This window comes from Yersinia sp. 2553 StPb PI (assembly GCF_052217105.1).
In the GTDB taxonomy this organism is placed as follows: domain Bacteria; phylum Pseudomonadota; class Gammaproteobacteria; order Enterobacterales; family Enterobacteriaceae; genus Yersinia; species Yersinia enterocolitica_E.
This window is the reverse complement of record NZ_JAZGPX010000002.1, coordinates 979,881-994,337: the sequence shown is the minus strand read 5'-3', so window position 1 is coordinate 994,337 and position 14,457 is coordinate 979,881. Positions and strand designations below refer to the sequence as shown.

Genomic DNA, 14,457 nt, shown 5'->3' with positions numbered 1-14,457 from the left:
TATAATCACAAGCAAATTCCCTCCTATTCTGGAATAAACATGGATTACCAACTCTGCCTCGATTGGCCTGATTTTCTGCAACGTTACTGGCAGAAACGCCCCGTTATCCTTAAACGCGGTTTTAAAAACTTTATAGACCCGCTTTCGCCGGATGAACTCGCCGGGCTAGCCATGGAAAATGAAGTCGACAGCCGCTTGGTAAGCCATGAAGAGGGGCGTTGGCAAGTAAGTCACGGCCCGTTTGAGAGTTTTGATCACCTGGGTGAAAATAACTGGTCGCTGCTGGTGCAAGCTGTTGACCATTGGCATGAACCTGCTGCTGCATTAATGCGCCCTTTCCGTCAGTTATCTGATTGGCGTATGGATGATTTGATGGTCTCTTTCTCAGTTCCGGGTGGCGGTGTAGGTCCGCACTTTGATCAATATGATGTCTTTATCATTCAGGGTACTGGCCGCCGCCGCTGGCGAGTGGGTGAAAAAACTGAAATGAAGCAGCATTGCCCACACCCTGACTTGCTACAAGTCGATCCCTTTGATGCCATCATTGATGAGGAAATGGAGCCGGGCGATATTCTCTACATTCCACCGGGTTTCCCCCATGAAGGCTATGCACTTGAAAATGCATTGAATTATTCAGTCGGTTTCCGCGCGCCAAATGGCCGTGAATTAGTTAGTGGTTTTGCCGACTATATCCTTTCACGTGAATTGGGGAGTTACCGATACAGTGATCCTGATTTGCAACTGCGTGACCAGCCGGCAGATATTTTGCCACACGAGGTGGATAAACTGCAGGCAATGATGTTGGATTTACTCCAACAACCTGAGCATTTCCAAAACTGGTTTGGTGAGTTTACCTCTCAGTCACGACATGAACTGGATGTTGCACCGCCTGAACCACCTTATCAGGCCAGTGAGATCTATGATTTGCTACAGCAAGGTGAGCCATTACGGCGCCTTAGTGGCCTGCGCGCCCTGCGTATTGGTGATAGCTGCTTTGTTAACGGTGAACTGATTGATACGCCACATTTGAGTGCTGCCAATGCTTTGTGTCAACATTTCAGTGTGGATGCTCAACAACTTGGTGATGCACTGGAAGACCCGGTCTTCCTGGCACTGCTAGCAGAGCTGGTTAACAGCGGTTATTGGTATTTCAACGACTAATATCCGTGAATAGAGATACAAAAACGCCCCATTTACGGGGCGTTTGGTATAGGCGGTTAAGCAGGTAGCAGGCAATTTATGACGCTTTAGCTCGTGCTGCTGTCAGTTCAGAAATCCGCATGATTACTGCAACCGCCTTCTCCATCCCTTCCAGCGTAATAAATTCATGTTTACCATGATAATTATAACCACCAGTAAAGATATTGGGACAAGGTAATCCGAGGAAAGATAACTGCGCGCCATCAGTGCCTCCCCGTATCGGCTTCATGACGGGCGTGATATCGCAATCACGCATCGCCTGTTGTGCTAACTCGATGATATGCGGGTGCTTGATTATATGTTCACGCATATTGTAATAACTGTCATCCATAACGATTTCGATGTAGCAGTCACGATGCAAACCTTTACCAACCCGCTTAGCAATATCCACCATATTCTTCTTACGGGCTTCAAAACCATCACGGTTGAAATCACGTACTATATAGTGCATTTCTGCCCGCTCAACAGTGCCTTTAATACTTTGCAGATGATAGAAACCCTCGTAACCATCTGTACATTCAGGAGTTTCACTTGCAGGAAGTTCCTGATGGAAACGGGTCGCCAGTGATAATGCATTTACCATTACCCCTTTGGCACTGCCGGGATGGACATTATTACCAACAACCTTGATCGTTACTGACGCCGCATTAAAGTTTTCAAACTCTAACTCGCCAACACCACCACCATCAACGGTATAAGCCCACTGGGCATCAAACTCGTCCACATTAAAGAAGCGTGCACCTTTGCCAACCTCTTCATCGGGAGTGAATGCAATGCGGATATCGCCGTGAGGCACATTACTGTGCTTTAACCGCACCATTGCAGTAATAATTTCGGCAATACCGGCTTTATCATCGGCCCCCAGCAAGGTTTTCCCATCAGTGGTAATTAATGTGTGGCCGAGTAGCTGGTGTAATACCGGGAACATGACCGGTGACAACACCTCGTCGCCTATCCCCAAGGCAATATCCCCACCACGGTAACTTTCTACAATCTGTGGATTAACATTTTTGCCCGAAAAATCAGGTGACGTATCGAGATGTGCAATAAAACCAATAGTGGGGACCGGCCAAGAGACATTTGCAGGTAATGTTGCCATTACACAACTGTGATCACTCAAGGTAACCTGAGAAAAACCCAGCGCCTGCAACTCATGCTGTAATGCCAGCGCAAGCTTGTGCTGCCCCTCAGTGCTCGGCACGGATTTTACATTGGCTTTTGCTTGTGTATCAAAAGAGACATAGTTGAAAAAGCGGTCGAGTAATTTGTCCATGGTTCCCACCCTCATAATAGTGAATATCATTATGGGGAAGTGATCGTGATCAAATATTGCGTCAAGTCAGCTTTAGGCAAACTTAAGCCAGAATAATAAGGTGGGATGCTAAAACCCTGCTGGGTGATTTATTCATCAACCCGCAGGGACTATCGTTTATTTATACGCCATTTTGGCTAATTGCCGCTGCTACCCTGGCGATTCTCACCCCGGGTAGTCAAAAACTCGCGCACATATTCCGGTACCACTTTACTGGCAAGCCCATAGTGTTTTTCATCGAACTGACTTTCTACCTGACTGGGTTCCAGATTCAACTCAACGGTATGAGCACCGTGCAAACGTGACTCATGGACAAACCCAGCCGCTGGATAGACGTGGCCTGAAGTTCCTATCGAGATAAAGAAATCAGCCTCAGCCAGCGCCTGATAGATATCATCCATCCCCATCGGCATTTCACCAAACCACACAATATGAGGTCGCAAAGGGGATGGGAACTGGCAGCAATGACAACGCTCGTCAGCCGAGAGATCCCCCGGCCAATCTAATACCTGGCCAGACTGCGTGCAACGCACCTTCAGTAATTCACCGTGCATATGGATAACACGCTTACTGCCTGCCCTTTCATGCAAATTATCAATATTCTGGGTAATCAGAACAAAGTTATCACCCAGCACCGCTTCCAAATCTGCCAGCGCCTGATGCGCCGCATTGGGTGCAATTTCTGGCTGCTGCAATTGACGGCGACGAGCATTATAAAAAGCTTGAACTAACTCAGGGTCGCGACGATACCCTTCCGGCGTTGCAACATCTTCCACCTGATGCTCTTCCCATAGGCCATCTGCGGCACGGAAAGTACGGATGCCTGACTCAGCAGAAATCCCCGCACCAGTAAGCACCACCACAAACGGTTTCTTCATTTCTGCTGTAGCAGCACTGTCCCGATGAAAGATACGGGAGCGAAAACGTTGATGCCGCAAATGCTTATTCTTGCGAAACCGACATAGCCGATGGCGAATACGCATAACTTTTGCCTCTATATTGGATATCGTTATTGTTTGTGACGACTCTATAGCTTGTGACGACTATTATTCACTCAAATGCAGAAACGCAGCGCCACGAACGCCGCCCGCATCACCATAACGCGCTTTTTCAATGCGTGGCAATCGGGCCACTCGCAATAAATGCTGGGGTAAGCGTTTTGGTAGTTCCTGATAAATCTTGTCAAAATTAGATAGCCCGCCACCAATGACAACCAGATGTGGATCAAGCATCGTCAATAGATTACCCAAACATACCGCCAGCACATCCATAAAGCGCTCAATATGGGCTACTGCTTTGGGCTCGCCAGTATTATAGTTGGCGATAATCTCAGTGGCGGGCAGCGATTGTTGGTTAAAGTGCTTATACATCCATTCAAAACCACGCCCTGAGATATAATTCTCTATGCAACCGTTATGGCCGCAACCACAGGGTACGCGCGGAATATCTGCGCCTAAAATATCCAACGCATCTACCGGTAACCGAAAGTGGCCGAATTCGCCGGTAATATGATTCCGCCCGCTAACAATACTGCCATTAACAATCAGGCCACCGCCAACACCGGTGCCAAGAATTAGCCCCAGAACTGTTGGATAAGTGCGAAATTCAGGATCCCACGCTTCGGACAGCGCAAAACAGTTAGCATCGTTATCGATTCGAACTTCACGCTCAATCAGGCGGGAAAGATCACCCTGCAATAATTGCCCCATGGCCGATGGCACATTGGCCGTAAATACTGTGCCATCATCGGCATTGGGTAAACCAGGAATACCAATACCCACACTGCCTTTAACACCACAATATGCATCAGCTTCCAGCGTTAAATCACGCAAAGTTTGCAGTAACTGTTGATAATCTTCACGGGGCGTTGGGACTCGTTTATGCCAGATTCGTTGCAGATTGGCATCAAAAACGCCTAACTCAATCTTGGTGCCGCCCATATCAAAACCGTAATACATAGAATTGTCCTTATATACCCTAAATAATTCGAGCGGTAGGAAGACGGCAACTGAGTAAGTCCCCAGGCGCTTACTGAAGCAAGTGACTGGGGGTAAACGAAAGCAGCCAACGCATATGCGGCTTGAAGTATAACGGGGGGAATTATTGCCCGCTTAATACCCGAGCCGGATCAATACGACTTGCGCGACGTGCAGGATACCAACTGGCAATTAAACTCAGCACCAGCGCGGTGGCTAATACGCAGGCTACATCAAACCAGTGCAATTCTGACGGCAGGAAATCAATGAAATAGATATCGCCAGACAAGAATTGATGGCCAATCAGCCGCTCCAGCCCACGGATAATGTTGGTCAATTGCATTGAGACAATTACCCCCACTATCACCCCGCTGATACTGCCGATAAACCCGGCCAGTAAGCCATACCAGATAAAGATTGCACGGATCAGACCATCTTTGGCCCCTAATGTGCGTAACACGGCTATATCGCTACTTTTATCTTTAACAGCCATAACCAGGGTGGACACAATATTAAAGCTGGCAACACCGATAACCAGCACCATGGCCAAGTACATGATGGTACGAATCATCTGGATATCGCGGTACATATAGCCATAAGTGCCAATCCAACTGCTGATATAAACATATGCATTGCTCACTTCACCGGCACTTCGCACCAGTTTGTTGGCGTTGTATACATCATTGACCTTGATGGCTATACCCGTGACACTGTCACCCATTTCCAAGTATTGCTGGGCATCAGCCAAAGGGACCAGTGCCAGACTGTGATCCAACTGACCACTGAGTTGAAAAACACCGGCGACCTGTAAGCGAATACGCTTAGGTTGCAGCAGTTTCATTTCAGGATCACTATTCGGGATCATTACTGTCAGCCATGACCCCTGCTTCACACCTAATGCGTCAGCCAGACCTTTACCTAAAATAATCTGCTGCTGACCCGCTTTGAAATTATCCCAAGCATGGTCAAGCACAAAGCTGGGTAATGCGCTAAGACGCTGTTCTGCCTGCGGATCAACACCTTTAACCTGTACTGCACGCAGTTGTGTGGCATTTTCAATCAGACCGGTGAAATTGATATAGGGGGCGGCCGCTACGATACCAGGCACTTTTTCAATACGTTGCAGGGTTTGCGGCCAGCCACTGAACGGCTGATTAACCACCGCAATTTCGCCGTGTGGTACCACGGCCAAAATGCGATCTTTCAGCTCACGTTCGAAGCCATTCATCGCACTTAGACCCACGATCAATACTGCAACACCCAAGGCGATACCCAAGGTAGATATCACTGAAATTAATGACACCATACCGCCACGACGGCGGCCACGGCTAAACCGTAAGCCGATTAAAAGTGAAAGTGGCGACACACCCATTACTCAGCCCCCACCAGTGTCAAGTGCTGCTGTAGCTGGCCATCGCGCATTTCCAACTGGCGGCTCATACGTTTTGCTAACTGCAAATCGTGGGTTACCACTAAAAATGCCGTCCCCTGGCGAACATTCAATTCACCTAACAGATTAAAGATGCTGTCAGCATTACGTTGGTCCAGGTTACCGGTCGGTTCATCTGCCAAAACCAGTGACGGGTTGTTCACCAGCGAACGGGCAATCGCCACCCGCTGACGCTCACCACCAGACAACTCAGACGGCCGATGTTTGCTCCGTTTTTCCAACCCTACCGCGGTCAACATCGCCCGGGCTTTATCCTGCGCCTCTGCGGGTTTGGCTCCACCGATTAACAGTGGCATTGCGACATTCTCCAATGCGGTAAAATCAGGCAGTAAATGGTGGAATTGATAGATAAAACCTAACTCTCGGTTACGTAATTCCGCTTTCGCGGTGGAAGAGAGCTGATTCAGTGAACGGCCCTGATAAATAACCTCGCCGGAGGTTGGGGAATCCAGACCACCCAACAGATGCAATAAGGTACTTTTACCTGAACCGGAACTGCCGACAATCGCCATCAGCTCACCAGCTTCGATAGTGAACGACACATTACGCAATACCTCAGTGTGCAATTGCCCTTCCTGATAGCGTTTGCACAAATCTAAACACTGTAATAATGGATGGTTACTCATAGCGTAAAGCCTCGGCAGGTTGTGCGGCGGCAGCGCGCCAGGAAGGATAAAGCGTGGACAACAAGGCAATCGCCATCGCCAACAGAGCAATCACGGTGACCTGTACCGGGTTAATCTCCACCGGCAAGGTGGCACCATCAATCAATAAACCGAGAATCGGGATAATCGTGTTCAATTGGCTGGCGAGCAAAATACCCAGCCCGGCACCAAGTAATGCGCCAATTACCCCGGCGGTAGCCCCCTGCACCATAAAGACCAGCATGATTTGGCGGCGGCTCAAGCCTTGAGTTTGCAAAATCGCCACTTCACCCTGCTTCTCCATCACTAACAGGCCCAACGAGGTAATTATATTAAAGGCTGCGACGGCAATAATCAGGCTAAGTAGCAACCCCATCATATTTTTTTCCATACGCACCGCCTGGAACAATTCGCCTTTACGCTCCCGCCAATCTTTCCATACCGTGCCTTCAGGCAACGCCTGTTGGCTCAGGCTATCAACAGACAAAGGTTGTGCAAGGAATAGACGCCAGCCGGTAATATTGCCAGCCGGATAACGCATCAGACGTGATGCATCCTGCTGATTAACCAGCATTTGATAGCCATCAACCTCGCTGTCTGCGGCGAATGTTCCAATGATATTAAACAGCCGCTGGCTAGGAATGCGCCCCATTGGCGTGAACTGACTGGCGCTAGGGACCATCAAACGCAATGTTTCACCACGTTTAACACCCAACTGGCCCGCCAGTTTTTCGCCCAGGATAATATTGTAGCTCCCCGGCTGTAAATCCTTCAGGTGCACGTTAACCAAATAATCAGCCAGTGGTTCATGACGCTCGGGATCAACACCCAGCATCACACCAGCCGCCAGATTGCGGGCACTCTGCAACACCACATCCGCAGTGGTTAGCGGCACAATATCAGTAACGCCAGTCAGCGATTTAAGTGCAGAGGCAGGGATCTTATTCGGGTCAAGAGAGCCTTGTGGCGTGGTAATCAGCGCCTGCGGCATCAACCCCAAAATATTATTCTGCAAATCACGCTCAAAACCATTCATCACCGACAGTACCGTGATCAGCGCCATCACGCCAAGCGTGATGCCAATAGTAGAAAGCCATGAGACGAACCGACCGAAGCGGTCAGATGCACGCCCGCGCATATAACGCAGGCCAATAAATAGTGCGACAGGTTGATACATGAAATCTGTTTAGATCCTGTTGCTAAAGCAAAGTGATCGAGGATAATAAAGGGTACTACGCCTTTATGGAACCATTAACCGCCTATATCCTTCATATTTCAAGTTACAGGTGTGTTGGCCGCACTCGTTTACCCGAATCACTTACTTTAGTAAGCTCATCGGGATTTTCTCGCTTGCCGCCGTCCTGCACCTTGAGATCTATTGGATATATCTCTGGCTTTTATTCCAAATCAGAGCGCCCAGTCTGTGGCTATGCCCCCTCACGTGCTAGGATAGCCGCCGAGATAATTTGTCGTCTGCCATGCTGATACTGTCCTGCTGAACGGCAACATGGGTTAACGCTATCCCTGTTACTTGGTCATGCCGGTAGGCAGCACCCAAGTAAAAAGTCGGTAAGCAACTGATTTTGATATCATTTATGCTAGCCCATAGGGTGAAGGCTCATTAATACTCAAGCGCTTAGATAACTAAGTGATTGGGGTGAGCAAGGGCAGCCAACACCTCTGCCTCTTGAAGGGCGGCGGGTATACAAACTAAGAGACTGTTTAACTGCTTATGTCCCAACAATATCGTTATTCATTGCCGCAGCGGCCTGGTGATACCCGTCAATTAGGTCAGTTGACTGGCTCAGCCTGCGCGGTGGAATGTGCGGAAATCATTGAGCGCCATGATGGCCCGGTAATGTTAATTACCCCTGACATGCAAACGGCCCTGCGCTTGCGTGATGAGGTGCAACAATTCTCACTCCGCCCAGTAAGCACCCTATCCGATTGGGAAACACTGCCTTACGACAGTTTCTCGCCGCATCAGGATATTATTTCAGCGCGCCTTTCCTGTTTGTATCATCTGCCCGCGATGGATCGCGGTGTTATTATTCTCCCGATTAATACCCTGATGCAACGCGTATGCCCGCATGAATTCCTACACGGCCATGCGCTGGTGATGAAAAAAGGCCAGCATCTGTCGCGTGATAAACTACGCGCGCAACTTGAGCAGGCAGGATACCGCAGTGTTGATCAGGTAATGGAACATGGTGAGTTTGCGACCCGTGGGGCATTGCTTGATTTGTATCCGATGGGCAGCGAAGAGCCGTATCGAATTGATTTCTTTGATGATGACATTGACAGTCTGCGCGTGTTTGATGTTGATTCGCAGCGCACGCTGTCTGAAGTTGAACAGATAAACCTCCTGCCTGCGCATGAATTTCCGATAGACAAAACCGCAATCGAGTTATTCCGTAGCCAATGGCGTGAACAATTTGAAGTTCGCCGCGACGCTGAACACATCTATCAGCAAGTGAGTAAAGGCATCTGGCCTGCGGGTATCGAATATTGGCAACCCTTGTTCTTTAGCCAACCGTTGCCCTCACTGTTCAGTTATTTACCTGAAAATACCTTATTGGTAAATACCGGCGATCTGGAAGGTTCTGCTGAGCGTTTCTGGCTAGATGTGAATCAGCGCTTTGAAAGCCGCCGTGTTGACCCAATGCGCCCATTGCTGGCACCCGATACGCTCTGGTTACGGGTTGATTCGCTGTTCACTGAGCTAAAAAAGTGGCCTCGGCTGCAGTTCAAGACAGACCCACTGCCGACTAAAGCTGCCAATACCAATTTGCACTATCAGCCCCTGCCTGATGTGGCTGTGCAAGCACAGCAAAAAGCGCCACTGGATAACCTGCGCCGCTTTATCGAAACATTCAGTGGCAGCATCGTGTTTTCAGTCGAAAGCGAAGGCCGACGAGAAACGCTACAAGACCTGTTGGCCCGGATAAAAATCAGTCCGAGCCTGATTACAGCGTTACCACAAGCGGCGGCTCCCGGTCATTATCTGATGATCGGCGCCAGTGAACGCGGCTTCCTCGATACCGATAAACAATTAGCGCTGATTTGTGAAAGTGACCTACTTGGCGAGCGCGTCAGCCGCCGTCGGCAGGATAATCGGCGTACCATCAATACCGATACCCTAATCCGCAATCTGGCCGAGCTGCGCCCCGGTCAGCCAGTGGTTCATCTGGAACATGGTGTCGGCCGCTATCTGGGCTTAACCACGCTCGAAGCTGGCGGCATCAAAGCTGAATACCTGATACTGACCTACGCCGGTGAAGATAAGTTGTATGTGCCAGTCTCATCTTTGCATCTGATTAGCCGTTATTCCGGCGGTGCTGATGAAAATGCGCCACTGCATAAACTGGGCGGAGAAGCCTGGGGTCGGGCACGACAAAAAGCGGCCGAGAAAGTGCGAGACGTGGCAGCCGAACTGCTGGATATCTATGCCCAACGCGCCGCCAAGTCTGGTTTTAAATTCAAACATGACCGCGAGCAATACCAGTTATTTTGCCAAAGCTTCCCGTTTGAAACCACGCCAGATCAGGAACAGGCCATTAATGCGGTTCTCAGCGATATGTGTCGGCCGCTGGCGATGGATCGCCTGATATGTGGCGATGTTGGTTTCGGTAAAACCGAAGTGGCAATGCGTGCTGCGTTCCTCGCAGTTGCCAATAATAAGCAAGTAGCCGTATTGGTCCCCACTACACTACTTGCCCAACAGCATTTCGATAACTTCCGTGATCGCTTCGCCACTTGGCCGGTCAGGATAGAAATGATGTCCCGTTTCCGCAGTGCCAAAGAGCAGCAAGTGATTCTGGAGCAAGCCGCTGAAGGTAAAGTCGATATCATTATCGGCACCCATAAGTTGCTGCAAAGTGACCTGCGCTGGCAAGATCTCGGCCTGCTGATTGTCGATGAAGAGCATCGCTTCGGTGTTCGTCATAAAGAGCGGATCAAAGCGATGCGTGCCGATGTGGATATTCTGACCCTAACAGCCACACCGATTCCGCGTACCTTGAATATGGCGATGAGCGGTATGCGCGACTTGTCGATTATTGCCACCCCACCGGCGCGGCGCCTGGCAGTGAAAACCTTTGTACGGGAGTACGACAGCCTGGTTATTCGCGAAGCCATCCTGCGTGAGGTTCTGCGCGGTGGGCAGGTTTATTACCTGTATAACGACGTGGAAAACATTGAGAAAGCCACACAACGTCTGGCGGAGCTGGTTCCTGAGGCGCGTATCGCTATCGGTCACGGCCAGATGCGTGAACGGGATCTGGAGCGGGTGATGAATGATTTCCATCATCAGCGCTTCAACGTTTTGGTCTGTACCACCATTATCGAAACAGGTATTGATATTCCTAGCGCCAATACCATTATCATCGAGCGCGCGGATCACTTTGGCCTGGCGCAGCTACACCAATTGCGCGGCCGGGTTGGGCGTTCACATCATCAAGCTTATGCTTACCTACTGACGCCGAATCCGAAAGCGATGACCACGGACGCTAAAAAGCGGCTGGAAGCGATTGCCTCACTGGAAGATCTTGGTGCCGGCTTTGCGCTGGCAACCCATGATCTGGAGATTCGCGGCGCGGGTGAACTGTTAGGTGAAGACCAAAGCGGCCAGATGACCACCATTGGCTTCTCACTCTATATGGAGCTGCTGGAAAGCGCGGTTGATGCTTTGAAAGAAGGCAGAGAGCCATCTCTGGAAGATTTGACCAGCAATCAGACTGAAATTGAATTGCGCATGCCGGTGCTGCTGCCAGAAGATTTCATTCCAGATGTGAATGTTCGACTTTCATTCTATAAGCGTATCGCCAGTGCCCGCAATGAGACGGAACTTGATGAGCTAAAAGTGGAGTTAATCGATCGTTTTGGCAAACTGCCCGACCCAGCACGTTATCTGTTGCACACCGCAGAGTTACGCCAGCAGGCACAAAAATTGGGCATCAAACGAATTGAAGGTAATGAGCGCGGTGGCTTTATTGAATTTAGTGATAAGAACAAAGTCGATCCTGTCTATCTGATTGGGCTATTACAGCGCCAGCCACAGATATACCGCCTGGAAGGGCCAACCAAGCTGAAGTTTATGCAAGATTTAACTGATCGTTCACAGCGACTGAAATTTATCAGTGAGTTGTTGGCCGCCTTTGCGCAGCATCGGGTAGGTTAATCAGCGAGTTAATGCGGGTTTCTCAGCAATGAGAGACCCGCGTTAATGCTAATGCCACTCGCTTAAATTTTTTGCCGGGTTTGCGGCAAAAACATGTTCTGTTTAAACGATCAGAATTAGCACTAAATCGCGGGTTCTTGGTACCAGGTCTTGGACAACAGATTTTGTATTATGCTCGGTCGTTCAGTATTAGTTGACCATTTTTATCGATCGGGATCTGCGTACCTGGATCACGATCCATACGAATTTTTCCCTGCTGATCACCAATTTTGTAGGTTACGTCATATCCCAGCATTTTTTGTGACTTGTCATAGACAGTCTGGCAACGCTGTTGAGTGGTGGTATAGGTATCACCTTCCTGCATATTACTTTGCACGCGGTTACCGGCATATCCGCCAGCCAACGCACCGGCAACAGTAGCGATATCCTTCCCTCGCCCGCCCCCTACCTGATGTCCCAGAACCCCACCAGCAACCGCACCCAACACTGAGCCAGCAATCTGATTCTCGTCTTGTACGGGTTTACGGTGAGTAACCGTGACATTACGACATTCCTGCCGAGGCGTTTTGACCGTTTCTTTAATCGGTGTCGCCGCAATAACTTGTGCATATTGCGGCGCGCCAGAGAAAACATTCATACTCGCAACTGCGGCAATTCCCAGAGCGGCCGCAATACCGATACCCACGCCTGCTAACATTGATTTGTTCACAGGAAATCCTCCTGAAAGTGTTACCACGCATCTTCTGCCCCAGAATTCCAGCGTAAAAACAGAAAATCTGACAGTTTCCGACACCAAAGGCTGTCTCTGATTAGCGGAATACGGCGTGCGTGACTCGCCGTCTGTAAACACCATGGAGTCTGCACAAAGTCGTTTGAGCTAGCAATAAGACAAATGGACTAAAAACCCAGATAATAGGTGTAAATGAATATGTTTAGGAGGAATCCGACTGTGGGTATTTGCGACCGCGAAATTTTATGCTGCAAATTTCATATTACGGGCGAACATTTTTAACGTTAAGTGCCTGAGATTGAGCAAAAAAAAACCGCCACCTTTGACTAACGGCAGCGGTTTGTTTAAGTGAGAAGACGATTAGTGCAACTTCAAGCGCGGGCGAATAACCCGATTAATCCCACCCACCAGCATCATCAGGCCAGTCTTGGTATAGCCATGTAATGCCACCTGGTGCATACGATACAGTGAGATATACACCACACGAGCAACACGCCCTTCGACCATCATTGAACCGCGCATCAGGTTGCCCATTAGGCTACCCACAGTGCTGAACTTCGACAGAGAAACCAGTGAACCGTGGTCTTTATAGATATACGGCTTCAACGGTTGCTCATTAAGCAACGCCAGAATATTGCTGTAGCAACGGCTGGCCATCTGGTGAGCCGACTGCGCGCGCGGGGGAACAAAACCGCCACTTGCCTGCGGGCAAGAAGCACAGTCACCAATAGCAAAGATATTCGCATCACGCGTCGTTTGCAGCGTTGGTTCCACCACTAACTGATTAATACGGTTGGTTTCCAGCCCAGCGATATCTTTCATAAAGTCCGGTGCTTTGATCCCCGCCGCCCACACCATCAGGTCAGCGTTAATGAACTCACCCTCTTTGGTGTTCAGACCTTTTTCGTCCGCACTGGTCACCATGGTTTTGGTCAGCACGCGCACGCCGAGTTTAATCAATTCCTGATGCGCGGCCGCTGAAATGCGCGGGGGTAATGCGGGTAGAATCCGCTCGCCAGCTTCCACCAGCGTCACATTCAGTGCTTGATTGTCCAAACCCTCAAAACCGTAGCTATGCAGTTGTTTCACCGCATTGTGCAGTTCCGCAGAGAGTTCCACACCGGTAGCCCCCCCACCGACGATCGCAATGTTAACTTTCCCTTTTTCACCCGGTTGCGCTGAATATTTCAGGAACAGGTTCAGCATTTCATTATGGAAACGGTGTGCCTGATGCGGGTTATCAAGGAAAATGCAGTTCTCTTTTACGCCTGGCGTACCAAAATCGTTAGAGGTACTGCCTAAGGCCATGACCAGAATGTCATAGGTCAATTCACGTTGGGTCACCAGCACATCACCGTGTTCATCGCAAATCTCAGCCAAACTGAGTGTTTTGGTTTCACGGTTAATGTCAGTTAAGGAACCTAACTGGAAGTTAAAGTGATGGTTACGCGCATGAGCCAGATAGCTCAATGCATCGACGCCATCATCAAGAGAACCTGTGGCTACTTCGTGTAACAGTGGTTTCCACAGATGACTGTGATTGCGATCAACCAGAACGATGTCCGCTTTCTTGCTGCGGCCCAGCTTATGACCCAGACTCGTCGCCAGCTCAAGACCGCCGGCACCACCACCAATAATAACGATTTTCTTCTTCGGCGTTGTCAAAATGACCCCCTAAATGTGAACCAATTGTTAGCTAAGGGTAAAAGAATAATATCCTTATATAACATAGGGTTCGCTGATGCTGAATCAATAATCTGTAGCCAGAATATCATGCAGGGTTATTTGGTCATACCAAAATTGATATATATCAACTTTTTTTGATTAAAGTGGCAGCATAGGGAATCTTTCTGGAATAGGATTCAAATAGTTAGCGTTTAGTCACAGTTTAGAATTTTTCTATTTGCAGCGAGGAAAAATCTTATTTTGCCGTTTTTAAGCAACAAAACGGCCTGGATAAAGGATT

10 protein-coding genes are annotated in these 14,457 nt (G+C 49.2%); 2 read left to right on the top strand and 8 right to left on the bottom strand.

The window, feature by feature from the left end:
- Positions 1–39 precede the first annotated feature (39 nt).
- The gene (locus tag V2A84_RS05765; protein ID WP_083158546.1) at positions 40–1,161 is read left to right on the top strand and encodes a ribosomal protein uL16 3-hydroxylase; all 1,122 of its coding nucleotides are present in this window, start codon (positions 40–42) and stop codon (positions 1,159–1,161) included.
- A gap of 76 nt (positions 1,162–1,237) precedes the next feature.
- On the opposite strand, the gene pepT is transcribed toward V2A84_RS05765, so the two are convergent.
- The 6 genes from pepT to lolC form a co-directional block, all read right to left on the bottom strand.
- Complete coding sequence (gene pepT / locus V2A84_RS05760) at positions 1,238–2,473, bottom strand: peptidase T (RefSeq protein WP_083158545.1); 1,236 nt, start codon at positions 2,471–2,473, stop codon at positions 1,238–1,240.
- 176 nt (positions 2,474–2,649) lie between these two features.
- On the bottom strand, positions 2,650–3,495 hold the full coding sequence (cobB, locus tag V2A84_RS05755; protein WP_083158544.1) for a Sir2 family NAD+-dependent deacetylase: 846 nt from the start codon (positions 3,493–3,495) through the stop codon (positions 2,650–2,652).
- Between the two features lie 63 nt (positions 3,496–3,558).
- Positions 3,559–4,470, bottom strand: coding sequence for an N-acetylglucosamine kinase (gene nagK, locus V2A84_RS05750; protein WP_083158543.1), 912 nt, complete (start codon positions 4,468–4,470; stop codon positions 3,559–3,561).
- Between the two features lie 142 nt (positions 4,471–4,612).
- Positions 4,613–5,860 (bottom strand): lipoprotein-releasing ABC transporter permease subunit LolE, encoded by a 1,248-nt coding sequence (gene lolE / locus V2A84_RS05745; RefSeq protein ID WP_442847745.1) that lies wholly within the window; start codon positions 5,858–5,860, stop codon positions 4,613–4,615.
- Positions 5,860–6,564, bottom strand: a complete 705-nt coding sequence (lolD, locus tag V2A84_RS05740) for a lipoprotein-releasing ABC transporter ATP-binding protein LolD (protein ID WP_442820803.1) — start codon at positions 6,562–6,564, stop codon at positions 5,860–5,862. Before lolD ends, lolE begins: the two co-directional genes overlap by 1 nt.
- Positions 6,557–7,759 (bottom strand): lipoprotein-releasing ABC transporter permease subunit LolC, encoded by a 1,203-nt coding sequence (lolC, locus tag V2A84_RS05735; protein WP_420072955.1) that lies wholly within the window; start codon positions 7,757–7,759, stop codon positions 6,557–6,559. The genes lolD and lolC overlap by 8 nt, the downstream gene beginning before the upstream one ends.
- Positions 7,760–8,314: 555 nt before the next feature.
- Between lolC and mfd the strand changes: the two genes are divergently transcribed.
- Complete coding sequence (mfd, locus tag V2A84_RS05730; protein WP_442848650.1) at positions 8,315–11,761, top strand: transcription-repair coupling factor; 3,447 nt, start codon at positions 8,315–8,317, stop codon at positions 11,759–11,761.
- A gap of 169 nt (positions 11,762–11,930) precedes the next feature.
- Here mfd and V2A84_RS05725 read toward each other — a convergent pair whose 3' ends face one another.
- Positions 11,931–12,470 carry a glycine zipper 2TM domain-containing protein gene (locus V2A84_RS05725; RefSeq protein ID WP_005183154.1) on the bottom strand — a complete coding sequence of 180 codons (540 nt, stop codon included), beginning with the start codon at positions 12,468–12,470 and terminating at the stop codon, positions 11,931–11,933.
- 381 nt (positions 12,471–12,851) lie between these two features.
- Complete coding sequence (locus V2A84_RS05720) at positions 12,852–14,156, bottom strand: NAD(P)/FAD-dependent oxidoreductase (RefSeq protein ID WP_083158537.1); 1,305 nt, start codon at positions 14,154–14,156, stop codon at positions 12,852–12,854.
- Between the last annotated feature and the right edge of the window lie 301 nt (positions 14,157–14,457).

Bases quoted from the DNA above. Each gene is read 5' to 3' on its own strand.
- pepT (WP_083158545.1), bottom strand. From the start codon at position 2,473: ATGGACAAATTACTCGACCGCTTTTTCAACTATGTCTCTTTTGATACA.
- lolD (WP_442820803.1), bottom strand. From the start codon at position 6,564: ATGAGTAACCATCCATTATTACAGTGTTTAGATTTGTGCAAACGCTAT.
- lolE (WP_442847745.1), bottom strand. From the start codon at position 5,860: ATGGGTGTGTCGCCACTTTCACTTTTAATCGGCTTACGGTTTAGCCGT.
- cobB (WP_083158544.1), bottom strand. From the start codon at position 3,495: ATGCGTATTCGCCATCGGCTATGTCGGTTTCGCAAGAATAAGCATTTG.
- lolC (WP_420072955.1), bottom strand. From the start codon at position 7,759: ATGTATCAACCTGTCGCACTATTTATTGGCCTGCGTTATATGCGCGGG.
- mfd (WP_442848650.1), top strand. From the start codon at position 8,315: ATGTCCCAACAATATCGTTATTCATTGCCGCAGCGGCCTGGTGATACC.
- nagK (WP_083158543.1), bottom strand. From the start codon at position 4,470: ATGTATTACGGTTTTGATATGGGCGGCACCAAGATTGAGTTAGGCGTT.
- V2A84_RS05765 (WP_083158546.1), top strand. From the start codon at position 40: ATGGATTACCAACTCTGCCTCGATTGGCCTGATTTTCTGCAACGTTAC.